Here is a 26,201-nt window from a genome sequence, read left to right as displayed (position 1 = left end):
GGCGCCGAACATGCTGTGGGTGTCGGACTTTACCTACGTGACGACCTGGGCGGGGTTCGTCTACGTGGCGTTCGTCATCGACACCTATGCGCGTCGGATCGTCGGCTGGCGTGTCAGCCGGAGCGCCAACTGTTGCCACCGAATCGCGCTCCGCGCGCTGACTCCGAAGATCACGCGCTAAGGCTCGATTCATCCCTACCTGACTCCTTCGCCCGTAGGGATCGTCGATCCGAAATTCACGGCCCAGTGTGTCACATGACTTCCGTCCGTTCGGATATCGCTTTTATTACGCCGAATGTCGGTTCCGACGAGTCCGTAGAAATGATCGGAACCCGCACTTTGGACACCACTCGAACAGACGCGTTCCGAACCAACCCAGCAATGCAAGGACTGCCGCACCGCACCTAATCCAGCACAGCAACACGTATCACGTGTGACCGGTTTATCACGATCCTGTAAAAATGCGCGGCAGTGCCACTGACGGACTTGTCACGGCATCGTCATCGGTTTCTCATGCGACCCATAAAGAAGAAGAGGGTCAGCATCATGAAATTGCACCAGTATCTGGGCGCCACCGCGCTGGCGGGGGCGATCGTCGCGGCGTGCCCGGGCATCGCGATGGCGCAGGCGACCGCGCCGGTCGCGCAGGGCGACGTCACCGCCCCCGCCAGCCAGCAGCAGGACGTGCAGGACGAGGCGCCGGGCGGCGAGATCGTCGTCACCGGATCGCGCATCCGCCGCCCGAACGATTCCTCGCCGATCCCGATCACCTCGCTGGGGTCGCAGGAAATCTTCGAGACCGGGCGCATATCGGTCGGCGACACGCTGAACCAGCTGCCGCAGTTCCGCGCCTCGCTCGGCTCGCAGAATTCGACCTCGGGGCTGGGCGTGCGCGGGCTGAACCTGCCCGACCTGCGCGGGCTTGGCCGGGCGCGCACGCTGACGCTGGTCAACGGCCGCCGCCACGTCACCGCCGACATCATCAACAACGGCAATGCCGTCGACCTCAACACCATGCCGACCGACCTGATCGAGCGGATCGACGTCGTCACCGGCGGCGTATCCTCGGTCTATGGCTCGGATGCGATCGCGGGCGTCGTCAACTTCGTGCTGAAGGACAGCTACGAGGGGCTGGAGCTGCACGGCCAGAACGGCGTCAGCAAATATGGCGATGCCGGCAACCAATATGTCTCGATCGTCGCGGGCAAGAATTTCGCCGACGGACGCGGCAATATCGCGATCAACGCCGAATTCGCGCACCAGGAGGATTATTACGCCTCCGGCCGCCCGAACCTGCGCCAGAACAACGGCTTCGTCGTCGTCGATACCGACACGACCAGCTCGTCCGACGACACGCCCGACCGGCGGTTCTTCCGCGACATCCGCTCGACCACCATCTCGCCGGGCGGGCAGCTGGGCTTCCGCTATTCCTCGGCAGCGGCGCCGTGCGGGCGCGACCCGGTCGGATCGGCCAATTCGGCGTTCACCTGCGCTTATCTGTTCCAGCCCGACGGGTCGCTGGTGGCGCAGACCGGCGAGCGCGTCGGCATCGGCCCCAACGGCAGCTTCATCGGCGGCAACGGCCAGACCGGGCGCGACGGCAACCTCTTGGTCCTGTCGCCGGACGTGAAGCGCTATGTCGTCAACGCGCTGGGCCATTTCGAGGTGTCGCGCGGGTTCGTGCCGTTCTTCGAGGCCAAGTACGTGCGCACCGAGGCGTTCGGGTCGCAGAGCGGGCCGTTCTTCTCCCAGGGGCAGACGCTGGGCGATTTCACCGCGATCGACGGGCTGACCGACCGGTCCTATTCGAACGGCGGGCTGGGCTTCGTCAATCGTGAGGGCATCCGCCTCGACAATCCCTATCTGGGGGATGCGGCGCGCGCGACGATCGCGGCGCAGCTGGCGGCGTCGATCAACTCGGGCGTCAACCCCAACACCGGCGCGGCGTTCACCGGCGCCAATGCCGCCGCCAACCAGGCCGCCGCGCTGGCGCAGGTCGCGGCAGGCACGTACCGCTTCTCGCTGCGGCGCAACTGGCTGGACCTGGGCACCCGTGACGAGCAGCTGACCCGCGAGACGTATCGCGCGGTCGTGGGCGTGCGCGGCGATTTCAACGACGACTGGCATTACGAAGTGTCGGCCAACTACGGCCAGCACAAGGAAAACAGCGTCATCACCGGCAACGTGAACACCCAGCGATACCTGCTGGCGCTGGACACCACGCGCAACGCCGCCGGGCAGATCGTCTGCCGCTCGCAGGTGAACCCGGCCTATGCGGGTGAGGACGTCGGCGGCAACCCGGCGCAGCTGGCCGCGGACGTCGCGGCATGCGTGCCGCTCAATCCGTTCGGCCAGGGTTCCGCCAGCGATGCGGCGCGCGCCTATCTGGTCACGCCGACCACCGCCGACGGCAAGGCGACGCAGTTCGTCGGCAGCGCGTTCGTGTCGGGCGATCTCAGCCAGCTGTTCTCGCTGCCCGGCGGGCCGGTGGGCTTCGCGGTCGGCGCCGAATACCGGCGCGAGACGCTGAGCTACGATCTCGATCCCCTGACGCAGGCCGGCTACGCCTTCTACAACGCCATCCCCAGCTTCCGCGCGCCGGCGTTCGAGGTGAAGGAAGCCTATGGCGAGGTGTCCGTCCCGCTCATCAAGGACGTGTTCCTCATCAAGGAGCTGACGCTGACCGGCGCTGCGCGGATCGCCGATTACAAGGGGTCGACCGGCACCGTATGGGCGTGGAACGGCAACGCCACCTGGCGCCCGGTCAGCGACCTGATGCTGCGCGGCGGCTATTCGCGGTCGGTGCGTGCGCCGTACCTGGGTGAGCAGTTCGCGCCGCTGGGGCAGAATTTCACCCCGGCGCCCAACGATCCGTGCTCGACGCGCAACATCAACACCGGATCGGCGACCCGCGCCGCCAACTGCGCCGCGGCCGGCCGCCCGGACGGCTATGACTATGTCTACACCGCCTCGCTGGAGATCCAGAGCGGCGGCAATGCCAACCTGCGTGCCGAGGAATCGAATGCGCTGACGCTGGGCGGCGTGTTCCAGCCCAGCTTCGTCCCCGGGCTGGCGGTGTCGGTCGATTATTACGACATCACCGTCAACAACGTCATCACCTCGCCCGCGGTGCAGCAGGCGCTCAACGCCTGCTACGATTCGCCCACGCTCGACAACCAGTTCTGCGCGCTGTTCCAGCGCGCCGGCGCGGACGGCGGGCCGAACGGCGAGATCCCGTTCCAGATCCTGGAGGGGACGTACCAGGACCTGCCGCAGAATTATGCGCGGCTGAAGGCGCGCGGGCTGGATACGCAGATCGGCTACAACCACGACTTCGGCGTGGTGCGTGCCAACCTGAAGGGCGTGTGGAGCCACGTGTTCCAGCGTGACGACTTCACCGATCCGGCGCGCCCCGATTACCGCAACGTGTTGCTGAGCGAGCTGAGCTATCCGAAGGATCAGTTCAACATCAACACCGACCTGAAGTTCGGGCGCTTCACGATCGGCCATACGCTGCGCTGGATCAGCGGCATGTACCTCAACACGTTCGAGGATTATAACAGCGTCAACGGCGAGCCGCCGCAGAACCCCGATTATGCGGAAATCGCGAAATATCCGGCCGTGACGTACAACGACGTGCGCTTCGACCTGGAGATGACCGACCGGTTCAACTTCTACGGCGGCGTGACCAACATCGGCGACGTCGATCCGCCCTATGGGCTGACGGGCGTGGGCGAAGGCTCGGGCATCTACGACAACCGTGGCCGGTTCTTCTACGCCGGGTTCCGCGCGCGCTTCTGATCCGCAGGCCGGATACGGATACTTGAGGGGGGCCGGAGCGGGAACGTTCCGGCCCGTTTTTTCGTGCGGCACCGCCGCGTGCCGCGCTTCTTCGGGAGACTGCCGTTGACCCCGCCCTTATCCCCCGCCGAACATGCCCGCGGTCTTGCCGGGGCAGGTTACGTGCCGGCCGCCGCCGCGCTTCTCGAACGTGCCGGGGCGGCGGGGGATGTCGATGCGCTGATGCAGCTGGCGGTGTGGCGGCTGGTCGGCGCGCCGCTGCCGCGGGATCTGCCCGCGGCGCGCGCGCTGCTCGCCCGGGCCGCGGCGATCGGGCATGTCGACGCGGCGCTGATGCAGGTGGCGCTGACCGCCAACGGCAGCGGCGCGGCCGCGCCCGACTGGCCCGCCGCGCTGGCATTGCTGCGCGTCGCGGCGGCGGGCGATCCGGTCGCGGCGGCGCAGCTGGCGCTGGTCGAGGCGATGGCGCTGGACGATGCCGGGCGGCCGGCGCGTGCGCCGTTCGGCGAGCTGCTGAGCGATGCGCCGCGGGTGGTGCGCTTCCGCGGCTTCCTGTCGGCGGCCGAATGCGCGCATGTCGCGGGCGTGGCGGCGCCGCTGCTGGCGCCCGCGCGAGTGATCGACCCGGCAAGCGGGCGCTGGGTCACCCATCCGGTGCGCACCGCCGACGATGCCGCGATCGGCCCCGCGAACGAGGATCTGGTGATCCGCGCGATCAACGCGCGGATCGCGGCGGCCAGCGGCACCGATATCGCCGCGGGCGAGCCGCTGACCGTGCTGCGCTATCGCCCCGGGCAGCAATATCGCGCGCATGTCGATACGATCGCGGGCGCCGCCAACCAGCGCGTGATGACGATGCTGGTCTATCTCAACGCCGGGTATCGCGGCGGGGAAACGCACTTTCCCGCCCCCGGACTGACCGTGGTGCCCGCGCCCGGCGACGCGCTGCTGTTCCGCAACACGCTGCCCGATGGCCGCCCCGACCCGCTCAGCCGCCACGCCGGGCAACCGGTGCTGGCCGGCGCCAAATGGCTCGCCACCCGCTGGATCCGCGCCGCACCGTTCGATCCCTGGGCATTGTCGGGGTGACGCCCCGAAACGCGGTTAGCGGCTGGTTTACGTTTCGCCGGTATTACCGCCCCCGTACGGGAGGCGAACGATGAGTTTGCAGGTGGTGGGGGAACAGCGACGTCGCGCCTTCGGCAGCGATTCTGCGGCCGGCGTGCGTCCCGCCGTCACCCTGTCGCTGATCGTGCCGGTGAAGGACGAGGAGCAGGCGATCCGCCCGTTCCTGGCGCGCACCGTGCCGATCCTGGACGCGCTGCCCGGCGTGCCCAGCTGGGAAATCGTCTTCATCGACGACGGCAGCACCGATGCCACGCTGCCGCAACTGATCATCGCCAGCCGCGGCGATGCGCGGATCAAGATCCTGTCGCTGTCGCGCAATTTCGGGAAGGAAGCCGCGCTGTCGGCGGGGCTGGACCATGCCGCGGGGCAGGCGGTGATCCCGATCGACGTCGACATGCAGGATCCGCCCGAGGCGATCGCCGACATGGTCGCGCGCTGGCAACAGGGGTTCGAGGTCGTCTACGGCGTGCGCAACGATCGCTGTTCCGACAGCCGCGCCAAGCGGCTGACCTCGGCGCTGTTCTACAAGCTGCACAACATGATCTCGGACGATCCGATCCCGGAACATGCCGGCGATTTCCGCCTGCTCGACCGCAGCGTGGTGGAGGTGATCCGCCAGTTGCCCGAGCGCAACCGCTTCATGAAGGGCATCTTCGCCTGGTCCGGCTTCCGCCAGTCGTCGGTCGAATATGCGCGCGACCCGCGCACCGTGGGCGAGACGAAGTTCAGCTATCTCAAGCTCGTCCGCCTGGCCATCGACGGCATCACCGCATCGTCCACGGTGCCGCTGCGGATCTGGAGCTATATCGGCGGAGCCATCGCGCTGCTGGCATTCCTGTACGCCGCCTTCATCGTCGCCGACACGATGCTGTTCGGCCCGTCGGTCAACGGTTACCCGTCGATCATCGTCGCGATCATGTTCTTCGGCGGCATCCAGCTGATCTCGCTGGGGGTGCTGGGCGAATATGTCGGGCGCATCCTGATCGAGACCAAGCAGCGCCCGCTGTACGTGCTGCGCACCAGCATCGGCATGGAAGGATAATCGTGGAACGCGAGGTCTTCGACCGGATGGCGGATGTCGATTTACGCCACTGGTGGTTCGTGGCGCGCCGCCGCATCATCGCGCGCTTCCTGGAGGAGCATTTGCCGCGCGGGGGCGAGCCGCTGCGCATCCTGGAGATCGGGTGCGGCACCGGATCGAACCTGCCGATGCTGCAGGCGTTCGGCACGGTCGAGGCGATCGAGCCGGACGGCGGCGCGCGGCGCATCGCGCGCGACCGGTTCGACGTGCCAGTCCGCGACGGGATGCTGCCCGACGGGCTGGACGTGCCCGACGGCACCTATGACCTGATCGTGATGCTGGACGTGCTGGAGCATGTCGAGGACGATGCCGCCGCGCTGGCGGCGGTGAAGCGCAAGCTGAAGCCGGGCGGGCGGCTGTTGCTGACCGTGCCGGCGATGCCGTGGCTGTGGAGCAGCCATGATGAGGCGCACCACCATTTCCGCCGCTACACCGCCGGGCGGCTGACGGGCGCGCTGTCCGCCGCTCGCTATACGATCCGGCATCATTCGCATTTCAACACGCTGCTGTTCCCGCTGATCTGCGCCGCGCGGCTGGCCGGGTGGATCACCGGGCGGCGGGGCGGGGACGATGCGATGCCCGGTGCGCTGGCCAACCGCGTGCTGGGCGCGGTCTTCGCCAGCGAGCGCGGCTGGGTGGCGCGGCGGTCGATCGGCGTCGGCGTGTCGATGCTCGCCTTCGCCGAGGCATGACGCGGATGGACGCGACGCTGACCGCGCGCCCGGCGCCGGCCGCATCGCCCGCGCGCGACGTGCGCGCGGCGCTGCTGCCGGCGACGATCGTGCTGGGCGTGATCGTGCTGCTGGCCGAGCGGCTGTACACCCAGACCGGTCTGCCGCTGTGGCTGGACGAGACGTGGACGGCGGTGATCGCCGGCCAGCCGACATGGCCGGCGTTCTGGCGGCAGGCGTGGCTCGATTGCAATCCGCCGCTTTACTATGCGGTGATGAAGCTGTGGATCCCGCTGGCGGGTACGTCCAATGCCGCGTTGCGCGCGCCCAGCTTCGCGTTCCTGATCGCGGCGGCGCTGTTGCCGCTGGCGTGGCGGATCGGCGGGCTGTCGCGGCAGGCGCGCTGGACCTGGGCGGCGCTGCTGTTCTTCTGGTGGCCGGGGCTGTTCGTCACCGCCGACGCGCGCGCCTATGGCCTGCTGCTGCTGGTCAGCACGGCGCAGACGATCGCCTATCCGCGGATGATGCGCGCGCCGTCGATCGCGGCGGCGCTGTGCTGGACCGCGCTGGCCGCGCTGGCGATCCTGACGCATTATTATGCCGCGACGATCGGCGCGGTGCAGGGCGTGCTGTACCTGTGGGTGTGGCGCGGGCGGGCGGTGCGTACGTGGCCGGCGCTGGCGCCGCTGGTCCCGGTCGCGGCGGTAATGGCGGTCCATGCGCCGCGGCTGGCGGATTATGCGCGCCCCGATGTCGCCTGGTACCCGCCGGTCAACATCTTCCGCCTGCTCGATTTCATCGCCTTTCCCGCCGGGTTGCAGCCGTTCCAGATGGGGGTGGCGGCGGCGCTGGGGCTGGCGTTGCTGTGGTGGGCGATCCGCTATCGCCCCGATGTGGCGCGTGACGAGGACGCCGCGCTCGACCCGGCGCTGCGCTGGACCGCGATCGCCGGGGTCGCCGGGGTCGCGCTGGCGATCGCGCTGGCGGTGGTGAAGCCGACGCTCGCCGATCGCTACCTGACCCCCGCCGCGCCCGCGGTTCTGCTGGGCATCGTCCTGTGCGTGCGGCAGGTGCGCGGGACGCATGCCGCCTATGCCGCGCTGGCGACCGTCTACTGGCTGGGCGCGACATCGCCACCCGCGCTGATGCAGAGCCTGAGCGAGCGCGCCGATTACGGCTATGAGCGCGGATCGGACTTCCTCGCCGCCGCGCATACCGACCAGCTGGTGTTCGCCTGGGACCATCCCGCGACGAAGATCATGGCGACCGATTCGCTCGACCAGATCGGCGGCTTCTTCCTGCGCCGCGGCGGGGAGCCGGTGGCGGTGACGCCGGTCGTGCTCGCCCCCGGCGACCGGCCGAGCGCGCGGCTGCTGGCCGCCGCGACCGGCCAGCGCCCGGCGATTCTGTGGCTGTACGATCGCGCGCACATGTCGGTCGGCGATGCGGACGATTTCGCGCTGACCCGCACCCCCGGCTGGCGATGCCGCCATTCGCGCCACGGCTATACCGGCGTGGTCGCCTGCGCGCGGTCGGCGCAGTTCTAGCGCGCGGTCACGCCGCCAGCGGGAAGCGCAGCAGGCGGTTGTCGATCGGGATCAGCGCCTCCGCGATGCCGCCGGTGGCGCGCAGGATTTCGGGGTGGGTGACGTCCAGCCCGCCGGTCAGCGCGCCGAACGCGGGGAAGATCAGCTTGGCGGGCGTCGCCACGAAGCAGCGCCGCGACACCAGCTTGCCGCGCACGCGCACGCGCAGCTTGGGGTGGAAATGCCCCGACATTTCGGGGCGGGCGTCGGCCGGATCGGCTTCGTGGCGCAGCATCACGCCGTCCACCCACGCCTCGTCCGTGACCGCCCCGCCGCAGCGGTCGGCGATCGCGCGGTCGTGGTTGCCCGCGATCCACGTCCAGCGCGTCCGCGCCGTCATCGCGACCAGCAGCGCGCGCGCGGCGGGGGGCAGCCGGTCGCACCCCGCGCTGTCGTGGAAACTGTCGCCCAGGCACCATACCTCCGCCGCATCGGTGGCGCGGACCAGCGCGTCGAGCGCGGTCAGCGTCGCGATCGAATCATAGGGGGGCAGCATCTGCCCGCGCGCGCCGAACCAGCTGGCCTTTTCCAGATGCAGGTCGGCGACCAGCAGCGCGCGCCGCGCCGGCCAGAACAGCGCGCCGTCGGGCAGCGCGTGCCAGTCATGCCCGGCGAAGCGGAGGTCGGCGAACGGAACGGGAACCATTGCGTCCGCCATGCCGCAACGCGGCGGGACGATCAATGGCTTGGCGCAGGACCGGCAGGGGTGGGGCCGCCATCGACCCGGCCCGATCGTTCCAGCTTGCCCCAGCCGACGATCCGCCCGCGCACCGCCGCGGAAATCGCGCGGATGACGACGCCGTACATGATCTGGCGATAGACCAGCCGCTGCGCGACCAGCAGATGCGCGGGATAGGGCAGCTTCCTGCCGTCCAGCCGGTATGCCAGCCAGCCGCACAGCACGTCGATCGCGGTGAACGCCAGCCAGTACAGCCCCATCGTGCCGACGTCGCCGGCGGTCTGCGCCCAGCCGTGCTGCGCGATGCGCATCGACGTGCCGACGATCGACAGGATCAGCGCCAGGTCGATTAGCGGGGAGATGGCGGCGAAGACGATCTGGAACAGCCACGCCTGCGGCATGCCCACCAGCGCCAGCCCGGACGGCTTGCGCCGCCACAGCACCGCGCGATGCTTCCACAGGCATTGCAGCGTGCCGAACGCCCAGCGGAACCGCTGCTTGGCGAGCGCGCGGAAGCTTTCGGGCGCCTCGGTCCAGGCGACCGCCGCCGGATCGTAGGTGACGCGCCAGCCGGCGCGCTGGATCGCGATCGTCATGTCCTGATCCTCGGCCAGCGTATCCTCGGGATAGCCGCCGACCTCGTCCAGCGCGGTGCGCCGCCATGCGCCGACCGCGCCGGGCACCACCGTCATCGCATCGAACCCGGCGAGCGCGCGGCGTTCCAGGTTCTGCGCGGTGATATATTCGATCGCCTGCCAGCGCGTGACCAGGTTGATGCGGTTGCCGACGCGCGCATCGCCCGCCACCGCGCCGATGCGCGGATCGGCGAACCAGCGCGCCAGCCGGCGGATCGTCGCGGGTTCGAACTGCGTATCGGCGTCCAGCGCGATGACGACGTCGCCGCGCGCCCGCTGCAAGGCGCGATTGAGCGCCGCCGCCTTGCCGCCGTTGACCAGCGTCAGCAGCTCGACGCGCGGATCGCCGTCGAACGCGGCATCGACCAGTTCGCTGGTCGCATCGCTCGATCCGTCGTCGGCGACGATCACCTGCAGTTCCGGATAGTCGCTGGCCAGGACGCGCGTGACCGAGGCGACGATCACCCGCTCCTCGTTGAACGCGGGGATGATGACCGACACGCTGGGCGTATAGGCGGGCGGCTCGGCACGCTTGCGCCGCGCCTGGATCCACGCCAGCCCGGCCATCATCACCGCGCGCGCGATCCCCAGCGAGATCGCCAGGTAGAACAGCCACGATACCGTCGCGGTGATCGCGGCCAGCGCGACGAACACCGCCACGTCGGTGCGCACCGCCCACAGATCGTGGTCGGGCACCGGCGGCATCGCCTGCGCCGGGGTGACGCCGACCAGCCCGGAGGCGGGGACGAACGTATAGCCTTCCGCGCGCAGCGTCGCGATGATCCGCGGCAGCGCCGCGACGGTTTCCGACCGGTCGCCGCCGCCGTCGTGGAGCAGGATGATGTTGGCGGAGCTTTCCGGGGTGCCGGCATGGACCTGGTCGATCACCTGCCGGTAGATCGAATCGGCGCCGGGGCGCTGCCAGTCGTTGGGATCGACGTGCAGCCCGACGACGGTATAGCCCGCCCGCTGCGCGGCCAGCGCCGGCCCCAGTTCGTCGGCGGTGGTCGGTTCCGCATCGCCGAAATAGGGCGCGCGGAACAGCCGCATCTCGCGCCCGGTATAGGCCTGCACCAGCCGCTGCGTCGCGTTCAGCTCCAGCATCGTCTCGTTGGGGCCGAGCGTCGCCATGTTGGGATGGGTGTAGCTGTGGTTCCCGATCTCCCCGCCGTCGGCGATGATGCGGTTGAGCAGCGCGGGATGTTGCAGCGCATTGGCGCCGATGACGAAGAAGGTGCCGGGCACGTGTGCGCGTTCCAGCTCGTCCAGGATGCGCGGGGTCCAGGTGGCGTCGGGACCGTCGTCGAACGTCAGCGCCAGCAGCTTGGGGTTGGCGCCGCCCGCGCGCTGGACGACATAGGGGGTCGGCAGCGCGACATAGCGTTCGTCGCGCACGATCCCGTCGGCATCGGCGGTCAGCACGCGCTGCCCGTCGGTGGGGGTGGCGGTGATGCGCAGGATCTCGCCCGTGCCCGACACGTCGGTGTTGAGCAGCGAGGCGATGTGCCGCAGGTCCGGCGTGCCGCCGGTGCGGAACGCGGTCAGATCGGCCCAGAACCCCGGATCCTCGCTGCCCAGCCGCCACAGCGCGACATCGTCGATGCCCAGTTTCTTCAGCGCCTTCAGCTGGTTCCAGCTGGTCGCCGCGTCCATCATCCAGATCGCGTGATGCTGGCCATCCTCCTCATAGGCGAAGGTGGGGTTGCCGCTGCCCGGATCGAAGGTGATCGGCGCCTGGCTGTCGTGCGCGGCCAGCCACGCTTCCTCGATCGACAGCGCGTCGGTGTCGTCGCCGTGCCAGTCATAGGCGTAGCTGCCCAGCGCCACGACCAGCTTGTCGCGCGGGATCACGCGCAGCGCGGCCTCCACCTGCTGCACGAACCAGCCCTGCGCCGCGATCGGGCCGGGGGTGCCGCCCTCCCAATGCTGGTCGTACGCCATGAAGATCACGCGATCGGCGACACGCGCGAACGCGGCCAGCGGCCATGCCTCGTCCTCGGCGGGGACGGTGACGGCCAGTTCGGTGCCGGCGGGCAGCGCGGTCTTCAGCGTGCGCAGGAATGCCAGATAGTCGCGCATCGCGCCGTCGGGCAGCGCCTCGAAATCCATCACCACGCCGCCCTGGCGGCGCTGCTTGACCATCAACGCCAGCTTGCGCGCGAAATCGTCGCGGCGCGCCGGATCGCGCAGCAGCGCCGCGGCGCCCGCGCCGTCCCATTCGGACGTGCCGAAATTCTGCACCATCGGCAGCACCTTGGGCGGGCGCGGCATCGCGGCGATCATGCGGTCGAACGGCGCGTCCTGCTCGACCGTCACCTGATGCTGCGGCCCGCTGACGCTGACCAGCGCGGGGACGACCCAGTCGAGCGAGCCGACGTGGCGGCGCAGCGAGGCGATGCTGGTGTCGTCGCCCGGGACGTAGAAACCGATGCTGAGCGGGGTGTGCGGATCCTTCGCGGCGCGCAGCGGCAGCCACCGCGCCAGCCCGGTGGGCTTCACCGCGCCGCGCGCGGCGGCGGCGCGCGGCTGCGGCAGCGGCAGCGCGATGTCGCGGCGCGGCGACATCGACAGCAGCGTGGTGGCAAACAGCACCGCCGCCAGCACGACGATCGCCAGCAGCGCGGCCATGACGCGCTTCGACCGGCGGCTGCGCCGGCCGGTCGGATCGAAGAAGATCGGTGCGGCCATGGCGTCAGTCCTGCTGCCGGGCGGTGCCGGCGGCGCGGCGGGAAGCGATGCGGTTCATGATACCCCGGTTCGTCTGCTTGCCGGCCACGTGCCGACGATCGCCGGGCTAATCCTAGCGCGATGGAACGCCGCTGGGCAGCGCCTTAATTCTTCGTCATGATCCGCCCAGCCAGCCGGATCGGTACCAGCGCCGCAGCGTCGGCAGCCGCGTCAGGTCGCAGCCGCAGCGGCGGCAGCGCGCGTGCTGGACGCCGTTGGCGTCGGTGGTGACGCGTGCACCGGCCAGGTGATGCCCGGCGGCGCATTCCGGCGGGACCGCGGCGGCCCGATCGGCGGCCGGGCCGGGGGAGGAACGCGGCCTGGTCATGCGGGCAGCGCCGCCGTCGCGGGGGGCAGGGTACCCGGCTGCGCCATGCCCGGGCGCAGCGCCAGATGCGGCGACGATGCCTCCACCATCGGGCGGCCGACCAGCCGCGACAGGTCGCGCAGCGCCTTCAGCATCCCCAGCCCGTGCGGCCCGGCGATATAGCGCGGCTCCCATTCGGGGGCGTATTTCTCCTTGTAGGCGCGCAGCCCGCGGAAGCCGTAGAAGCGTTCGCCATGGCGGAACACCAGCGCCGCCGCCTTGGCCCAGGCGGGCGCCAGCCGCCGCCCCTCGATCCCCGACAGCGGCGCGATGCCCAGCGTGAAGCGGCGATAGCCGCGCGCCTGCGCCCATTGCAGCAGGTGGACGAACAGGAAGTCCATCGTGCCCGGCGGGGCATCGTCCACCTGCCGCATCAGGTCCACCGACGCCTCACTGCGGCCGGCGGTCAGCCACAGGTTGGCGAAGGCGACGATCCGCCCGTCGATCAGCACCAGCGCGATGTCGAAATGGCTCAGGTAGTCGCGGTCGAACCGCCCCAGGCTGAAGCCCTTTTCCTCGTGCCGCTTGGCGCGCACCCATTCGTCGGACACGCGCGCCAGTTCGTCCATGACGACCGGCACCGCGGCGGGGACGATGCGGAATTCCGCGCCCTTGCGTGCGACCGCGCGCTCCGCCTTGCGGACCGATCGCAGCCGCGGCGTGTCGAGCGTGAAGGCCGGCAGGTCGACCACCGCCTCCTCACCATATTTGATGATCTCCAGCCCCATGCCGATCGCCAGGTCCAGCATCGGCGCGGTGACCTGGTACAGCAGCAGCCGCCCCTGCGCGCGGTCGGCCATGTCGCGCATCTGCCACAGCAGCGCGGGCCAGGCGGCGGGCGCGCCGACCGGGTCGCCCATCACGATCCAGCTCGACCCGCGCACCTGGTACATCAGCAGCGCGCTGTCGTCGTCGGACAGCAGGAAGCGCTTGTCGCCGGTCAGCGCCAGCATCGCGTCGGTGCGCGTCGCGCCGGCCAGGATGCGCGCGATCGCCCCGGCGTCGGCGGGCGGGTGCGCGGCGACCCGCGCCGGCCCCATCAGCCGCCAGATCGTCGCGCCCGCCAGCATCACCGCCACCGCCAGCGTCGCGCGCAGGAAGCGCGGCGCATCGCCCTTCAGCGCGACCTGCCACCACAGATCGTCGGCATAGGGGACGCGGCGATAGGCGAAGAACCCCGCCCAGGTCGCCAGCGCGACGATCGTCGCGATTGACGCGATCCACCCGGCGGTCAGCGGCGTCTGCGTCAGTGCGCTGCGCCGGTAGAAGGCCGGGCGCGTCCATTGCAGCAGCCCCGCCAGCGTCAGGCAGACGATCGCTTCCTCGACGTCGATCCCCTTCGCCAGCGAAAAGGCGGCGGCCGCCAGCAACAGCGCGCGCGTCGCCACGAACGCGCCGTCCAGCCGGCGGTACAGCGCGGGCGCCATCAGCAGCAGCCCGGTGCCCGCCAGGCTGGCGGCGATATGGCTCGCCTCGATGAACGGCAGCGGCAGGATGTGTCCCAGCACCCCCATGCGCGCATGGAGCGAGGGCAGCGACCCCGACAGCAACAGCATACCGCCGCCCAGGAACGTCGCCGCCGCCATCACCAGCGGCGCGATCCCGCTGGCGACCGCGCGCCCCTCCGCCAGCAGCCGCGCGGGCAGCGCGCGGTGGCGCCGCCCCTCGTGCCACGCCAGCAACGCGACCCCCAGCGCCAGCGGCACGAGGTAATAGATCACGCGATACGCGATCAGCGCCGCGAACAGATCGGCGCGGTCGCCCGGGATCACCGCCAGCACCACCGCCTCGAACACGCCGATCCCGCCGGGGACGTGGGTCACCACCGCCGCGACGATGCCCAGCGCATAAGCCAGGACGAAGGCGGGCAGCAGCGCGGGCTGCGCCCCGGGGATCAGCACGTACAGCGCGGCGGCGGCGGCGGCGGTGTCCAGCGCGGCGATCGCGATCTGCGCCAGCGCCTGCCGCGCGCCGGGCAGCGGCACCGACAGCCGCCACAGCCGCAGCGGCGCGCGCCGCACCGCGCAGGCCGCGACCAGCGCCGCCGCCAGCGCCAGCACGCCCGCACCCGCGCCATGCGCCGCGCCGGCCCCGATCGTCACGCCCGCGACCGTCAGCGGCCCGTCGCGCAGGCCCAGCGCCAGTCCCGCGACGGTGACGATCCCGGCCCAGAAGGTCGCGCTGGCGATGCCGACGACGCGCGCGACGTCCGGCCCGTCCAGCCCCGCCGCGCTGTAGATGCGGTAGCGCGCCGACCCGCCGGTCAGCAGCGACAGCCCCAGGTTGTGGCTCAGCGTATAGCTGGTGAACGACGCCAGCGCCGCGGTGCGCCACGGCAGCGGCCGCCCGATGATGCGCAGCGCCATGACGTCGTACAGCGTCAGCGCCAGGTAGCTGAGCGCGGTGAACCCCAGCGCCAGCGCGATCTGCGCGCCGGACAGATCGTGCAGCGCGTCGCGCACCTGCGCGAAATGGATCTCGCGCGTCAGCCGCGCCAGCGCCGCGAACCCCAGCGCGACCAGCGCCAGCACCGCCGCGACCGTGATGGTCGTGCGGTGCCGCGCCAGCCGGATCACGCGTTCAGGCATGGGGCGGCTGCCCGATGCGGCGCCATGTCTGCGACTTGCACAGCAACCCGCCCAGCACGCATCCCTTGACCACCATGTGATCGGGTTCGGACTGTTCGATCCGCGACGCGAACCGCCGCCCCATGTCGGGGACGAACACCGTGCCCGCCCAGGCGCCCGATCCCAGCGGGCGGTAATCCTCCAGCAACTGCACGCCGACCAGCGGATCGACCCCGCTGTCGCGCGCATCGGCGCGCGCCTCCGCGCTCGCCCAGACGATCCAACCGCACAGATGCGCGCCGCACGCGCCGGTGCGCACCGCCACGGTGCCGCGCGGGTTCATCCAGAACCCCTCCGGCCCGGTGCCCTCGGTGACGAAGCCGGCCTGCGCCGCCCCCACCGGCAGCAGCGCGGCGGCCAGTGCGATCCCCCGCGCCACGCCGCGCCATCCCATCGTCATCACTCGCCTCCCCCGTTGGTCCTGGATCGGCCGCCACCCTGCGCCCCCGCGCATGACGCCCGCTTCATCGCTTGCTGACATTTTTTTCATTTGGCGTTTTTCATTTGGCGCGCCCGGCGGTGTCGGCGATCGCGCGCCACAGCACCTGCGTCAGCGCCGCCGTGTCGTGGTTCAGGTAATGATCGCCCGGCAGCGCGACGGCGCGCACGTTGCGCTGCCGCCACGACGGGCACAGGCTGACGTCCTCGCGCATGCCGTGGACGCACAGCACCGGCACCCAGCCGATGCGGCGCGCGCTGGGCAAAGCGGGGCCGTCGGGCGCACCGTCCAGCAGCCCGCCGGGCGATGCCTTGAACAGCAAGGTGTCGCCCGGCACCACCAGCGCGATCAGCGGCACGCGCGCGCGCAGCGACGCGGGCAGCCGCGCCGCGCTCGCCTGCAGCATGTCGGCGCCGAACGACTGGCCGATCAGCACGACCCGCCGCGCCCCCGGCAGCGCCAGCGCGCGGCGCGCCGCGGCCTCCACCAGCGCGGCGGCCTCCTGCGGGGTGCGGCGGTGGCGGAAATAGACCAGCGAGTTGACCTCCACCACCGGCACGCCGCGCGCGGCGATCGCGGGCGCGACGGTGGCGGTCATCCCCATGTTGAACCCGGCATCGCCCGACAGGTAGATCGCCACCGTTCCCGCCAGCGCGGGCGGCGGCGCGGCGGTCGCGGGCGCCAGCCGGTACAGCGGCCCGCCGAACCAGCCGACATAGCCGAGGAACCCGGTGACGATCACCGCCAGAGCGGCCAGCACGCCCATCGCGACGGCCAGCGGGTTCGAACGACGGGTGGGATCGGCCATGGTCAGGAACTCAGCGCATAGGTGATGACGAAACACGCCGCGGTCAGCAGCAGCATCGCGGCGATGAAGGCGGCGTCGGCGGTCCGTTCCAGCCGGTGCAGCCGGCGGTTGGGCAGCGTGCGCAGCGCCATGTACGACGCCAGCGTCGCGACGAGGAACAACAGCGAATCGATCGCCAGCAGGTCGTCGGCGATCCCCGCCGGCGCGCCCACCCCCGTGGCCAGGTGCAACAGGCCGATCCCGGTCAGGCACACGCCCACCATCGCCGATGCGATCGGGCAGATCATCCGGCAGATCCGCTCGTCCAGCGCGCGGACACGGCCGGCGGGGCTGTTCGGGGTGGGGGTGTCGGGGCGGCGGCGCGCTGGCATGGCGGTGCTGATGGCGCAGCGCGGCTGGCGCGCGCCTGTCGGGAACATGAGCGATTGGTCATGTTGCGCCCACGTGCCGATCAGGGCGGCTGCGCTACCCCCGGCGGCGAAAGGAACCGTCGATGGCCAGCAACCCCCTCCACCTCCTCGCCGCGCGGCTGATCGGCAAGACGCCCGCCGCGCTCGACGCCGAAGAGCGGCACGTGCTGGTCAAGATGCAGGAACGCCGCCCGATCGCGCGCGATGCCGCCGACGTCGCCGACGAACGCGCGACGCTGGGCGACCGGCTGGCCGACCGGGTGGCGGCGGTCGGCGGGTCGTGGGGGTTCATCATCGCCTTCACGCTGGTGCTGATCGGCTGGATGGTGCTGAACAGCGACGTGCTGACGCGCTGGGGGCAGCCGTTCGATCCCTATCCCTACATCTTCCTCAACCTGATGCTGTCGACGCTGGCCGCGGTGCAGGCGCCGATCATCATGATGAGCCAGAACCGCCAGGCGGCGAAGGACCGGCTGGCCGCCAGCCTGGATTACGAGGTGAACCTGCGCACCGAGCTGGAGATGCTGCGGATGCACGAGGTGATCGACCAGTCGATCGCCGCGCGGCTCGACGAACTGCTCGCGCTGGTGCGCGCGCAGGCGGACGGCGGCGAGCGGGGCCGATCGCGGACGGAGGGGGCGGGATGACGACGCTGCGGCTGCTGGGACGCGCGGTCCTGGCGTTCCTGGTGCTGGCGACGCTGGGGGCGCTGATGTCGATCCATGCGATGCGCGCGCCGCGCGCCGCGGGGCCGGATGCGACCGGCGCCACCTTCGTCGCGGCGCCGGCGGGACTGACGGCGGGGCTGGTCGTCACCAGCCTGCGCGCCGGCGGCCGGGCGGAGGCCGCGGGCCTGCGCGTGGGCGACGTGGTGGAGCGCGTCGGCGGCCATCCGCCCGATTCGCTTGCGGAGGTCGATCGCGCGGTGGCATCAGGGGGCGATGTCGACCTGGTGGTGCTGCGCGACGCGGCCGAGGTGCGGATGACGATGCCGAAGGAGGACGGGCCGCTTGTCAGCGAAGATATTGCTGGTGGAGGACGATACCGCCACCTCTGACTATGTCGCCAAGGGGCTGATCGAGGAGGGGTTCACCGTCGATCGCGCCGACAACGGCCGCGACGGCCTGTTCCACGCCACCGACGGCAGCTACGACTGCATCGTCCTCGACCGGATGCTGCCGGGGATCGACGGCATGGCGGTGCTCGCCGCGCTGCGCGGGGCGGGGATCGACACGCCGGTGATCGTCCTGTCCGCGCTCGGCTCGCCCGAGGATCGCGTGAAGGGGCTGACCGGCGGGGGCGACGATTATCTGGTCAAGCCGTTCGCCTTCGCCGAACTGCTCGCGCGGATCCGCCTGCTGATCCGCCGCGGCAAAGCGGCGCCCGCGGTGCAGACGGTGCTGGCGTGCGACGATCTGGAGATGGACCTGCTGGCGCGCCGCGTGAAGCGCGCCGGGCGCGTCGTCGACCTGCAACCGCGCGAATTCCGGCTGCTCGAATTCCTGCTGCGCCATGTCGACCAGGTGGTGACCCGCACGATGTTGCTGGAGGGCGTGTGGGACTATCACTTCGATCCCGGCACCAACGTGATCGACGTCCACCTCAGCCGGCTGCGCAAGAAGGTGGACGAAGGCTTTGCGCGCCCGCTGCTGCACACCGTGCGCGGCGCGGGCTACCGCCTGGGCGCAACGCCCTGATCCGCGCGATGCTGTGGCGGTCCACCACCTTCCGGTTCGCCGCCCTGGTGTTCCTGCTGCAGATCGCGGCGGCGGCCACGCTGCTCGCCGCGATCCGCACCGTCGTGCTGCGCCAGGTCAGCGCCGGCGCAGCGGAGGCGGGGGAGGTGCTGCGCCAGGATCTGCTGGCGGTGCGCGCGGCGGGCGGCGATGCCGAACTGGCGCGCGCGATCGCGCTGCGTACCACCCGCGTGGTGACGCCGGGCAGCGTGATGCTGCTGGCGGATGCGCGCGGGCGGCGGATCGCGGGCAATCTGGCCGCCTTTCCCCCCAATGTCGCGGTCGATCGCCGGCCGGTGCAGGTCGAGCTGTATCGCATCTCGCACGACGCGCCGGAGGCGATGCTGCTGCGCGCCACCGCCTTGCCCGGCGGGCGGCGCCTGCTGACCGGCAGCGTGGTGGAGGGCGAGCGCCGCGCGGTGCGGCTGCTGGAGGCGGCGACGCTGTTCGCGCTGTCGCTGGCGATCGCGTTCGCCGCGCTGGCGGCATGGCTGGCGGCGCGGATGATCGTGGTGCGGCTGGAGGCGACGGTCGCGACCCTGGACGCGGTGCGCGATGGCGACCTGTCGCGGCGCGTGCCCGCCGACCGGTCGGGCGATGCCTTTGCCGCGCTGGCGCAATCGGTCAATGCGATGCTGGGGCGCGTCGACGGGCTGGTCGCCGAGCTGACGATCGCCACCGACGGGCTGGCGCACGACCTGAAATCGCCGCTCACCCGGTTGCGCTCGGCGCTGGAACGCGCCGCCGCCGCGGTCACCGAACCCGCCGCGCAGGATGCCGTCGACCGCGCGCTGGCGGAGGGCGAGCGGCTGCTGGCGATGGTCGAAACCGCGCTGCGCATCACCCGCGCCGAGGCGGGGATCGGCAAGGAGAGCTTCACCCCGGTCGACCTGGCGGTGGAGCTGGAGGAGATCGCCGAAATCTACGGCCCCGTCGCGGAGGACGCCGGCCGCGCGATCCGCGTCGCCATCGCCGGTCCCGCCACGCTGCCGCTGCACCGCGAGCTGCTGGGGCAGGCGCTGGGCAATCTGGTCGACAACGCGCTGAAATACGGTGCCGGCACGATCACGCTGGCGCTGGATGTCGGCGGGGACACGGCCACCGTATCGGTCGCCGACGAAGGCACCGGGATCGCCCCCGCCGACCGCGACGCCGCGCTGCGCCGCTTCGGCCGGCTCGACACCGCGCGCGGCGGCACCGGCGCGGGGCTGGGCCTGTCGCTGGTCGCCGCGGTCGCACGGCTCCATGGCGGCGCGGTGCGGCTGGACGATGCGGCGCCGGGGCTGGTGGTGGCGATCGATCTGCCGCGGTCGGCCTGCGCCGGGGTGACGAAGGGATGGAGGCAGGAACCCGCTTCGCGTGAGGCTTGAACGCGACCTCGGACGCCCCGCCGAAACGTCACCTCACCCCGCATAGGCCTTTACCAGGTCGAACAGATAATCCCGCGCGGCGTAGAGCGAGGAGACGCGGATCCTCTCGTTCAGGCCGTGGATGCCGTTGAAATCGGGGTCCAGGAACGTGCCCGGCGCGCCATAGACGGGGATCCCAACCGCTTCCAGGAACACGCCGTCGGTCGCGCCGGTCGACATGCTGGGCAGCATCGGCACGCCGGGGAAATGCCTCTTCGCGACCGCCTGCATCGGGCCCAGCACCTTCGGGTCGAGCGTCGGGGGCACCGCGGTGGGGCGGATCGGCTGGTTGGCGGTCACCGTCACCTTGTCCCCCGCCAGCCGCTTCAGCTCGGCCAGCGTCTGGTCGACCGTCTCGCCGGGGAAGATGCGGCAATTGACGTTGGCGGTGGCGCGCTGCGGCAGCGCGTTCTCGGCATGGCCGGCGTTCACCAGCGTGGCGACGCAGGTGGTGCGCAGCGTGGAATGCAGCACCTTGTCGCGGCTGACGATCGCGTCGGCGGCCGTGTCGGCCGGATCGGCGAGCAGCCGCGTGATCGCCGCGCCCAGCTCGCCGCCGCGCACCTTCGCGGTCTGCGTGAAGAAGGCGCGCGTCGTGTCGGTGAAGCGGATCGGGAATTCGTGGCCCTGCACCGCCTTGATCGCGTCGGCCAGTTCGTAGATCGCATTCTCGGGTGTCGGCGCGGAGCTGTGCCCGCCGGGATTGGTGGCGACCAGCGTGAAGTTCTGCGCCGCCTTCTCGCCCACCTGCACGCTCAGCAGTTGACGCTTGCCGGCCGCGTCGAGCAATCCGCCGCCGCCCTCGTTCAGCGCGAATTCGGCGTCGATCAGGTCGCGCTTGTTCTTCGCCAGCCATTCGGCGCCGTTGAACGCCCAGGTCGTCTCCTCGCCGCAGGTCAGCGCCAGTTTCAGCGTGCGCTTGGGCGTCCACCCGGTCTGTTTGAACCGGACGAAGGCATCGGCCCAGATCGCCGACATCGCCTTGTCGTCGACGGTGCCGCGGCCGTAATAATAGCCGTTCTCCTCCACCAGCGTGAACGGGTCGCGCGTCCAGTCGGCACGCTTGGCCTCGACGACGTCGAGATGGCCGAGCAGCAGGATCGGTTTCGCCGCCCGGTCGCTGCCGGGCAGGATCGCGACGATCCCGCCGTCGTCGGGATGCTCGGGGGTGGAAAACAGCGTGATGTCGCCGTCGCGATAGCCCGCCGCCTTCAGCCGCGCCGCCACTTGCGCCGCCGCCTTGGTGCAGCTGCCGACCTTGGCGACGGTGTTGGTCTCCACCATCTCCTTGTACAGGCCGAAGAACGCCTTTTCGTCGGGGCGGTTCTGCGCCGCCGCCGGCATCGCCAGCATCGCGGCCGCCATCGTCGCGATCATCCGTCCTGCCCGCATCATGTTCCCCGTCCTTGCCTTCGTGTCGTGCGAAGGTTGCAGCGAAACGGGCGGCGCGCAAATCAAAAGGCGGCGGCGGTCGCCTGTCGCGGCATCGACAGCCGAAGTTCGCGCCGCGCGAAGTCGATCTCCACCCGCCGGAACAGCCTGAGCGCGTCCATCCCCAGCAGGATCGCGGGCTTGTCCGACAGGCCGAAGGCACGGAACGGCGCCGCCTCGGCAAAGGCGACCGGCAGGGTCTGGATCGTCGCGCTGCCCAGCGTCATGGCGCGGACGATCGCATAGTCGCCGGTCATCGGCTGCCCCAGCACGCCGGTGAACGTCTCCGACGCGATCGGATCGCGCTTGCCCAGCAGCCGGCGCAGCGCGGCATTGCCGATGCTGATCGAAGTGCCGGTGTCCAGGATCACGCGCACCTTGCGCCCCGCGACGCTGGCCTGCGTCACCACCAGCTGGCCGTACAGGTTGCGCGCCTGGATCACGATCTCGTCCGCGGCGGCGCGACGCGTGCGCCCCTCGGCGGAGGAGGGGGTGACGGTCATCCGCTCCGCGACGAAATCGATCGCCAGCCGCCGGCCCTGCAGCGTGTCGATCCCCAGCATCCCGGGCGCGCCGAGCAGCGCATGGTCGATCGCCGGCGCCTCGATCCGCTCGCCGCCCAGCGTACCGGCGGCGACCGTGTCGACGCTCAGCCGCGGGACGATCACGGTATCCGCCTCGCCGGTTCCCGACATCGCGATCAACCGCACGCGCGGCCCCGCCGCCAGCCCCAGCCGCCGCGCCAGCTGGCGCGAGATGACGCTGCGCTGCGCCCCCGTGTCGATCACGAACGGGAACGGCCCTTCGCCCGCGACGCGCACCGGCACGGTCATGCGCGTGTCCGCGGTCAGGAACGACAGGTCTTCTCCGGTGACGGGGTCGACGGGCGCGGGCGGCGTCGCGGACATATCCGTCGCGGGCGCGCCGGCCGGCACCTGCGCCATCGCCGGCGCACCCGCCGCGATCAACGCCAGGGCGATCCACCTCTCCATGGCGGGCAGATTACGCCCGATCCGGCCATGGGCCTAGCAAATTCAGTCGACCGCCATCGCCTCGGCGGCCAGCGCCTCCGCCTCGATCAGCAGCGCGTCGTCGGCGCTGCCGGTCGCCACCTTCTCGCGCCCGATCAGCGTCAGCACCGGCACCGCCAGCGGGGTGACGCGCGGCAGGTCGACATGCACCATCGTGTCGGCGGCGCGGTCCATCAGGTCGGCCAGCCGCCCGACGTCGGTCATCCGCGCGCGCGCATCGGCCCAGGCCGCCTCCAGCAGGACGTGCCCCGGCTCGTACTTGCGCAGCACGTCGTAGATGAGGTCGGTGGAAAACGTCACCTGCCGCCCGGTCTTGCGCTTGCCGGGATGCTGGCGCTCGACCAGCCCGCCGATCACCGCCACCTCGCGGAACGCGCGTTTCAGCAGGTGCGATCGCTCCACCCAGTCGACGAATTCATGTTCCAGGATGTCGGCGGAAAACAGCGCGGCGGGATCGGTCACCGGCTCCAGCGAATAGGTGGCGATCGCATAATCGTTGGCCACGAAGCCCAGCGGCTTCAGCCCCTGCGTCTCCATCCGCTTCGTCACCAGCATGCCGAGCGACTGGTGCGCGTTCCACCCCTCGAAACTGTAGGCGACCATGTAATGCCGCCCCTCGCGCGGGAAGGTCTCCACCAGCAGCTGGTCGGGGCGGGGCAGGGTGGAGCGGCGCTGCTGGATCTCCAGCCATTCGCGCACGTCGTCGGGAAAGCGGTGCCATTCCGCCGGCTCGGCCAGGAAATGGCGCACGCGCGCGGCCAGGTTGGTCGACAGCGGCATCCGCGCCCCGCCATAAGTGGGGATGCGCGCCGGCCGGCTGGTGGCGCGCACCACCAGATCCTCGGTGTCGATCTTCTCCACCTCCAGGCTTAGCCCGGCGAAGAAGAAGGTGTCGCCATGGCTCAGCGTCGCGGCGAAGCCTTCCTCCACCTTGCCCAGCGCGCGGCCGTTGCGGAAACGGACGGTCAGCATCGTCGCCTCCACGATGATCCCGGCGTTCAGGCGATGCTGCGCCACGAATTGCGGATGGCTGACGCGCCAGCGCCCGTCGGCATCCTGCACCAGCCGGCGGAACCGGTCATAGGCGCGCAGCGAATAGCCGCCGTCGCGGATGAACCCCAGCACGCGGTCGAACAGCTCGTCGCCCAGCGCAGAATAGGGCAAGGCGCCGCGCACCTCCGCCAGCAATGCGGCCTGATCGAACGGCGCGGCGCAGGCACAGGCCATGACATGCTGCGCCAGCACGTCCAGCGCGCCCATGCGGAACACGTCGGCGTCCAGCTCGCCCGCCTCCACCGCGTCCAATGCGGCGCGCGCCTCCAGATATTCGAAGCGGTTGCCGGGGACCAGGATCGCCTCCGACGGTTCGTCCAGCCGGTGGTTCGACCGCCCGATGCGCTGCAGCAGCCGCGACGATCCCTTGGGCGCGCCCATCTGGATCACGCAATCCACATCGCCCCAGTCGACGCCCAGGTCCAGGCTGGCGGTGGCGACCAGCGCGCGCAGCCGCCCGGCGGCCATCGCGCCCTCCACCTTGCGGCGCGCCTCCTTTTCCAGGCTGCCGTGGTGGATACCGATCGGCAGCTGCATCGCATTGGCCTTCCACAGGTCCTGGAAGATCAGCTCGGCCAGGCTGCGGGTGTTGCAGAACACGATCGTGGTGCGGTGCGTCTCGATCTCCGCCATCACCTGCTGCGCGGCATAGCGGCCCGAATGCCCCGCCCAGGGGACGCGATCCTCGGGCAGCAGGATCGCGATGTTCGGATCGACCCCGGTATCGCCCGCGACCAGCGCGACCGTGTCGATATCACCATCCGGCGCCAGCCATGCGCGATAGCCGTCCGGGTCCGCCACCGTCGCCGACAGCGCGACGCGCCGGCACCCCGGCGCGATCGCCTGCAACCGCGCCATGCACAGCGCCAGCAGGTCGCCGCGCTTGGTGGTGGCGAAGGCGTGCACCTCGTCCACCACGATCGTCTTCAGCCCCGCGAACATCAGGAAACTATCGGGATAGCTCAGCAGCAGCGACAGCGATTCGGGGGTGGTCAGCAGGATCTGCGGCGGCCGGGCGCGCTGGCGCGCCTTGCGGTCGGACGGGGTGTCGCCGGTGCGCGTCTCGACACGGATGTCGACGCCCATCTCCTCGATCGGGGTGACCAGGTTGCGCTGGATATCGACCGCCAGCGCCTTCAACGGGGACACGTACAGCGTGTGCAGCCCGTCGTGCGGATGCTCGATCAGTTCGGCCAGCGTCGGCAGGAACCCGGCCAGCGTCTTGCCCGCGCCGGTGGCGGCGATCAGCAGCGCATGCCGCCCCGCGCGCGCCTGCTCCAGCATCGCCAGCTGATGCCCGCGCGGCGCCCACCCGCGCGCGGCGAACCAGTCGGTGAGGATGGGGGGCAGCGTGGACAAGGCGCTGATCTAGGAAGCGTGCGCGCGTGCCGCCAGAGCAGATGGTTCGCGCGAAGACGCGAAGACGCGAAGAGCGACCGGCCGGAACGGTGCGATCGGCAGACGACAAGCCAGCGTGTCGCCGGTGCCGCTGCCGCGACCCTGACCTCTTTGCGTCCTCGCGTCTTCGCGTGAATCCGTTCACGGCAGCGGATACGATCCTGCCGCTCGGTAGTTGAAAGATGATGGCGACCCTGGGGGATTGGCTGGAACCGCATCCGACCGGGATCTACGTCCGCCCCGCCGACGCCTGGGTCGATCCCTCCACGCCGCAGCCGCGCGCGCTGGTCACGCACGACCATGCCGACCACGCCCGCGGCGGGCATGGCGCGGTGTGGGCCACGCCGGAGACGCTGGCGATCATGGCGGCGCGCTACGGCCCGCAGGCGGGCATGCCGGTCGGCTATGGCGAGACGATCCGGCTGGGCGAGGTGGAGGTGGGCTATGTCCCCGCCGGCCATGTGCTGGGATCGGCGCAGATCGTGCTGACCCACCGCGGCGAGCGGGTGGTGGTGTCGGGCGACTACAAGCGCCGCGCCGATCCCACCTGCGCGCCGTTCCAGCCGGTGGCGTGCGACGTGTTCATCACCGAGGCGACGTTCGGCCTGCCGGTGTTCCGCCACCCGGACACCGGGGACGAGATCGACAAGCTGGTCGCGCGGCTCCACGCCAATCCGACGCGCTGCGTGCTGGTCGGCGCCTATGCGCTGGGCAAGGCGCAGCGCGTGATCGCGGAACTGCGCGCGCGCGGGCATGACGCGCCGATCTATATTCACGGCGCGCTCCAGCGCCTGTGCGATCTCTATGCCGACCTGGGCGTCGCGCTGGGCGAGCTGATCCCGGTGGCGGGCGTGCCCAAGGCGGCGATGGCCGGGCATGTGGTGATGTGCCCGCCTTCCGCGCTCAACGACCGCTGGTCGCGGCGGCTGCCCGATCCGATCACCGCGATGGCATCGGGCTGGATGCGGGTGCGCCAGCGCGCACGGCAGAAGAATGTCGAGCTGCCGCTGATCCTGTCCGACCATGCCGACTGGGACGAGCTGACCGCCACGCTGGAGGAGATCGCGCCCAAGGAGGTGTGGGTCACCCACGGGCGCGAGGAGGCGCTGGTCCATTGGTGCATGACCCGCCAGATCCGCGCCCGCGCACTGGCGCTGGCCGGGTTCGAGGACGAGGACGACTGA

The 26,201-nt window shown here is 70.9% G+C and carries 20 protein-coding genes and 1 pseudogene; 11 read left to right on the top strand and 10 right to left on the bottom strand.

Features of this window, described 5'->3' with window-relative positions:
• The 6 genes and pseudogenes from COA07_RS15755 to COA07_RS15730 form a co-directional block, all read left to right on the top strand.
• Positions 1 to 127, top strand: a pseudogene (locus COA07_RS15755) (DDE-type integrase/transposase/recombinase); the annotation flags it as partial.
• A gap of 419 nt (positions 128 to 546) precedes the next feature.
• Positions 547 to 3,801, top strand: a complete 3,255-nt coding sequence (locus tag COA07_RS15750) for a TonB-dependent receptor domain-containing protein (RefSeq protein WP_083957010.1) — start codon at positions 547 to 549, stop codon at positions 3,799 to 3,801.
• Positions 3,802 to 3,906: 105 nt separating this feature from the next.
• The gene (locus tag COA07_RS15745) at positions 3,907 to 4,890 is read left to right on the top strand and encodes a 2OG-Fe(II) oxygenase (protein WP_245842205.1); all 984 of its coding nucleotides are present in this window, start codon (positions 3,907 to 3,909) and stop codon (positions 4,888 to 4,890) included.
• A 70-nt stretch (positions 4,891 to 4,960) separates the two neighbouring features.
• Positions 4,961 to 5,971 (top strand): glycosyltransferase family 2 protein, encoded by a 1,011-nt coding sequence (locus tag COA07_RS15740; RefSeq protein ID WP_083957039.1) that lies wholly within the window; start codon positions 4,961 to 4,963, stop codon positions 5,969 to 5,971.
• A 2-nt stretch (positions 5,972 to 5,973) separates the two neighbouring features.
• Positions 5,974 to 6,702, top strand: coding sequence for a class I SAM-dependent methyltransferase (locus COA07_RS15735; protein ID WP_066713462.1), 729 nt, complete (start codon positions 5,974 to 5,976; stop codon positions 6,700 to 6,702).
• The gene (locus COA07_RS15730) at positions 6,699 to 8,228 is read left to right on the top strand and encodes a hypothetical protein (RefSeq protein ID WP_096641331.1); all 1,530 of its coding nucleotides are present in this window, start codon (positions 6,699 to 6,701) and stop codon (positions 8,226 to 8,228) included. Before COA07_RS15735 ends, COA07_RS15730 begins: the two co-directional genes overlap by 4 nt.
• A 7-nt stretch (positions 8,229 to 8,235) precedes the next feature.
• Here the strand turns inward: COA07_RS15730 and pdeM are convergent, their stop codons facing one another.
• The 7 genes from pdeM to COA07_RS15695 all read right to left on the bottom strand — a co-directional run bounded on the left by pdeM (position 8,236) and on the right by COA07_RS15695 (position 16,920).
• Complete coding sequence (gene pdeM / locus COA07_RS15725; protein ID WP_066712377.1) at positions 8,236 to 8,913, bottom strand: ligase-associated DNA damage response endonuclease PdeM; 678 nt, start codon at positions 8,911 to 8,913, stop codon at positions 8,236 to 8,238.
• Positions 8,914 to 8,945: 32 nt separating this feature from the next.
• Positions 8,946 to 12,269 carry a trifunctional glycoside hydrolase family 18/polysaccharide deacetylase/glycosyltransferase family 2 protein gene (locus COA07_RS15720; protein WP_096641330.1) on the bottom strand — a complete coding sequence of 1,108 codons (3,324 nt, stop codon included), beginning with the start codon at positions 12,267 to 12,269 and terminating at the stop codon, positions 8,946 to 8,948.
• 154 nt (positions 12,270 to 12,423) lie between these two features.
• Positions 12,424 to 12,636, bottom strand: a complete 213-nt coding sequence (locus COA07_RS15715) for a hypothetical protein (protein ID WP_066713810.1) — start codon at positions 12,634 to 12,636, stop codon at positions 12,424 to 12,426.
• Entirely contained in the window at positions 12,633 to 15,263 is a 2,631-nt protein-coding gene (mprF, locus tag COA07_RS15710; RefSeq protein ID WP_096641329.1) for a bifunctional lysylphosphatidylglycerol flippase/synthetase MprF, read from the bottom strand. The genes COA07_RS15715 and mprF overlap by 4 nt, the downstream gene beginning before the upstream one ends.
• Complete coding sequence (locus tag COA07_RS15705) at positions 15,256 to 15,702, bottom strand: DUF2147 domain-containing protein (RefSeq protein ID WP_066713860.1); 447 nt, start codon at positions 15,700 to 15,702, stop codon at positions 15,256 to 15,258. Before COA07_RS15705 ends, mprF begins: the two co-directional genes overlap by 8 nt.
• 100 nt (positions 15,703 to 15,802) lie before the next feature.
• On the bottom strand, positions 15,803 to 16,549 hold the full coding sequence (locus tag COA07_RS15700) for an AcvB/VirJ family lysyl-phosphatidylglycerol hydrolase (protein ID WP_245842204.1): 747 nt from the start codon (positions 16,547 to 16,549) through the stop codon (positions 15,803 to 15,805).
• 2 nt (positions 16,550 to 16,551) lie between these two features.
• The gene (locus COA07_RS15695; protein ID WP_245842203.1) at positions 16,552 to 16,920 is read right to left on the bottom strand and encodes a hypothetical protein; all 369 of its coding nucleotides are present in this window, start codon (positions 16,918 to 16,920) and stop codon (positions 16,552 to 16,554) included.
• 122 nt (positions 16,921 to 17,042) lie between these two features.
• Here COA07_RS15695 and COA07_RS15690 point away from each other — a divergent pair, with 122 nt between their 5' ends.
• From COA07_RS15690 to COA07_RS15675, 4 genes are read left to right on the top strand one after another with little or no spacing between them, the layout of a single operon-like run.
• Complete coding sequence (locus COA07_RS15690) at positions 17,043 to 17,606, top strand: DUF1003 domain-containing protein (RefSeq protein WP_066713024.1); 564 nt, start codon at positions 17,043 to 17,045, stop codon at positions 17,604 to 17,606.
• On the top strand, positions 17,603 to 18,016 hold the full coding sequence (locus tag COA07_RS15685; protein WP_066713026.1) for a PDZ domain-containing protein: 414 nt from the start codon (positions 17,603 to 17,605) through the stop codon (positions 18,014 to 18,016). The genes COA07_RS15690 and COA07_RS15685 overlap by 4 nt, the downstream gene beginning before the upstream one ends.
• A complete protein-coding gene (locus tag COA07_RS15680) occupies positions 17,970 to 18,656 on the top strand; it encodes a winged helix-turn-helix domain-containing protein (RefSeq protein ID WP_066713028.1) in 687 nt (228 codons plus the stop codon). Before COA07_RS15685 ends, COA07_RS15680 begins: the two co-directional genes overlap by 47 nt.
• 8 nt (positions 18,657 to 18,664) lie before the next feature.
• Positions 18,665 to 20,065, top strand: a complete 1,401-nt coding sequence (locus COA07_RS15675; protein WP_096641328.1) for a sensor histidine kinase — start codon at positions 18,665 to 18,667, stop codon at positions 20,063 to 20,065.
• A 33-nt stretch (positions 20,066 to 20,098) separates the two neighbouring features.
• Here COA07_RS15675 and COA07_RS15670 read toward each other — a convergent pair whose 3' ends face one another.
• The 3 genes from COA07_RS15670 to COA07_RS15660 form a co-directional block, all read right to left on the bottom strand.
• Positions 20,099 to 21,496 carry a M20/M25/M40 family metallo-hydrolase gene (locus COA07_RS15670; RefSeq protein WP_066711328.1) on the bottom strand — a complete coding sequence of 466 codons (1,398 nt, stop codon included), beginning with the start codon at positions 21,494 to 21,496 and terminating at the stop codon, positions 20,099 to 20,101.
• Between the two features lie 62 nt (positions 21,497 to 21,558).
• Positions 21,559 to 22,527 carry an aspartyl protease family protein gene (locus COA07_RS15665; protein WP_066711325.1) on the bottom strand — a complete coding sequence of 323 codons (969 nt, stop codon included), beginning with the start codon at positions 22,525 to 22,527 and terminating at the stop codon, positions 21,559 to 21,561.
• Positions 22,528 to 22,569: 42 nt separating this feature from the next.
• On the bottom strand, positions 22,570 to 24,978 hold the full coding sequence (locus COA07_RS15660; RefSeq protein ID WP_083956885.1) for a ligase-associated DNA damage response DEXH box helicase: 2,409 nt from the start codon (positions 24,976 to 24,978) through the stop codon (positions 22,570 to 22,572).
• 224 nt (positions 24,979 to 25,202) lie between these two features.
• Here COA07_RS15660 and COA07_RS15655 point away from each other — a divergent pair, with 224 nt between their 5' ends.
• Positions 25,203 to 26,201 (top strand): ligase-associated DNA damage response exonuclease, encoded by a 999-nt coding sequence (locus COA07_RS15655; RefSeq protein ID WP_066711326.1) that lies wholly within the window; start codon positions 25,203 to 25,205, stop codon positions 26,199 to 26,201.

Source organism: Sphingomonas adhaesiva (genome assembly GCF_002374855.1).
GTDB lineage: Bacteria > Pseudomonadota > Alphaproteobacteria > Sphingomonadales > Sphingomonadaceae > Sphingomonas > Sphingomonas adhaesiva.
The sequence above is the reverse complement of the archived record's forward strand: the minus strand, read 5'-3'. Positions and strand labels throughout refer to the sequence as shown.

Bases quoted from the DNA above. Each gene is read 5' to 3' on its own strand.
- COA07_RS15750 (WP_083957010.1), top strand. From the start codon at position 547: ATGAAATTGCACCAGTATCTGGGCGCCACCGCGCTGGCGGGGGCGATC.
- COA07_RS15740 (WP_083957039.1), top strand. From the start codon at position 4,961: ATGAGTTTGCAGGTGGTGGGGGAACAGCGACGTCGCGCCTTCGGCAGC.
- COA07_RS15730 (WP_096641331.1), top strand. From the start codon at position 6,699: ATGACGCGGATGGACGCGACGCTGACCGCGCGCCCGGCGCCGGCCGCA.
- pdeM (WP_066712377.1), bottom strand. From the start codon at position 8,913: ATGGTTCCCGTTCCGTTCGCCGACCTCCGCTTCGCCGGGCATGACTGG.
- COA07_RS15720 (WP_096641330.1), bottom strand. From the start codon at position 12,269: ATGGCCGCACCGATCTTCTTCGATCCGACCGGCCGGCGCAGCCGCCGG.
- COA07_RS15715 (WP_066713810.1), bottom strand. From the start codon at position 12,636: ATGACCAGGCCGCGTTCCTCCCCCGGCCCGGCCGCCGATCGGGCCGCC.
- mprF (WP_096641329.1), bottom strand. From the start codon at position 15,263: ATGCCTGAACGCGTGATCCGGCTGGCGCGGCACCGCACGACCATCACG.
- COA07_RS15705 (WP_066713860.1), bottom strand. From the start codon at position 15,702: ATGACGATGGGATGGCGCGGCGTGGCGCGGGGGATCGCACTGGCCGCC.
- COA07_RS15700 (WP_245842204.1), bottom strand. From the start codon at position 16,549: ATGGCCGATCCCACCCGTCGTTCGAACCCGCTGGCCGTCGCGATGGGC.
- COA07_RS15695 (WP_245842203.1), bottom strand. From the start codon at position 16,920: ATGCCAGCGCGCCGCCGCCCCGACACCCCCACCCCGAACAGCCCCGCC.
- COA07_RS15690 (WP_066713024.1), top strand. From the start codon at position 17,043: ATGGCCAGCAACCCCCTCCACCTCCTCGCCGCGCGGCTGATCGGCAAG.
- COA07_RS15685 (WP_066713026.1), top strand. From the start codon at position 17,603: ATGACGACGCTGCGGCTGCTGGGACGCGCGGTCCTGGCGTTCCTGGTG.
- COA07_RS15675 (WP_096641328.1), top strand. From the start codon at position 18,665: ATGCTGTGGCGGTCCACCACCTTCCGGTTCGCCGCCCTGGTGTTCCTG.
- COA07_RS15670 (WP_066711328.1), bottom strand. From the start codon at position 21,496: ATGCGGGCAGGACGGATGATCGCGACGATGGCGGCCGCGATGCTGGCG.
- COA07_RS15665 (WP_066711325.1), bottom strand. From the start codon at position 22,527: ATGGAGAGGTGGATCGCCCTGGCGTTGATCGCGGCGGGTGCGCCGGCG.
- COA07_RS15655 (WP_066711326.1), top strand. From the start codon at position 25,203: ATGGCGACCCTGGGGGATTGGCTGGAACCGCATCCGACCGGGATCTAC.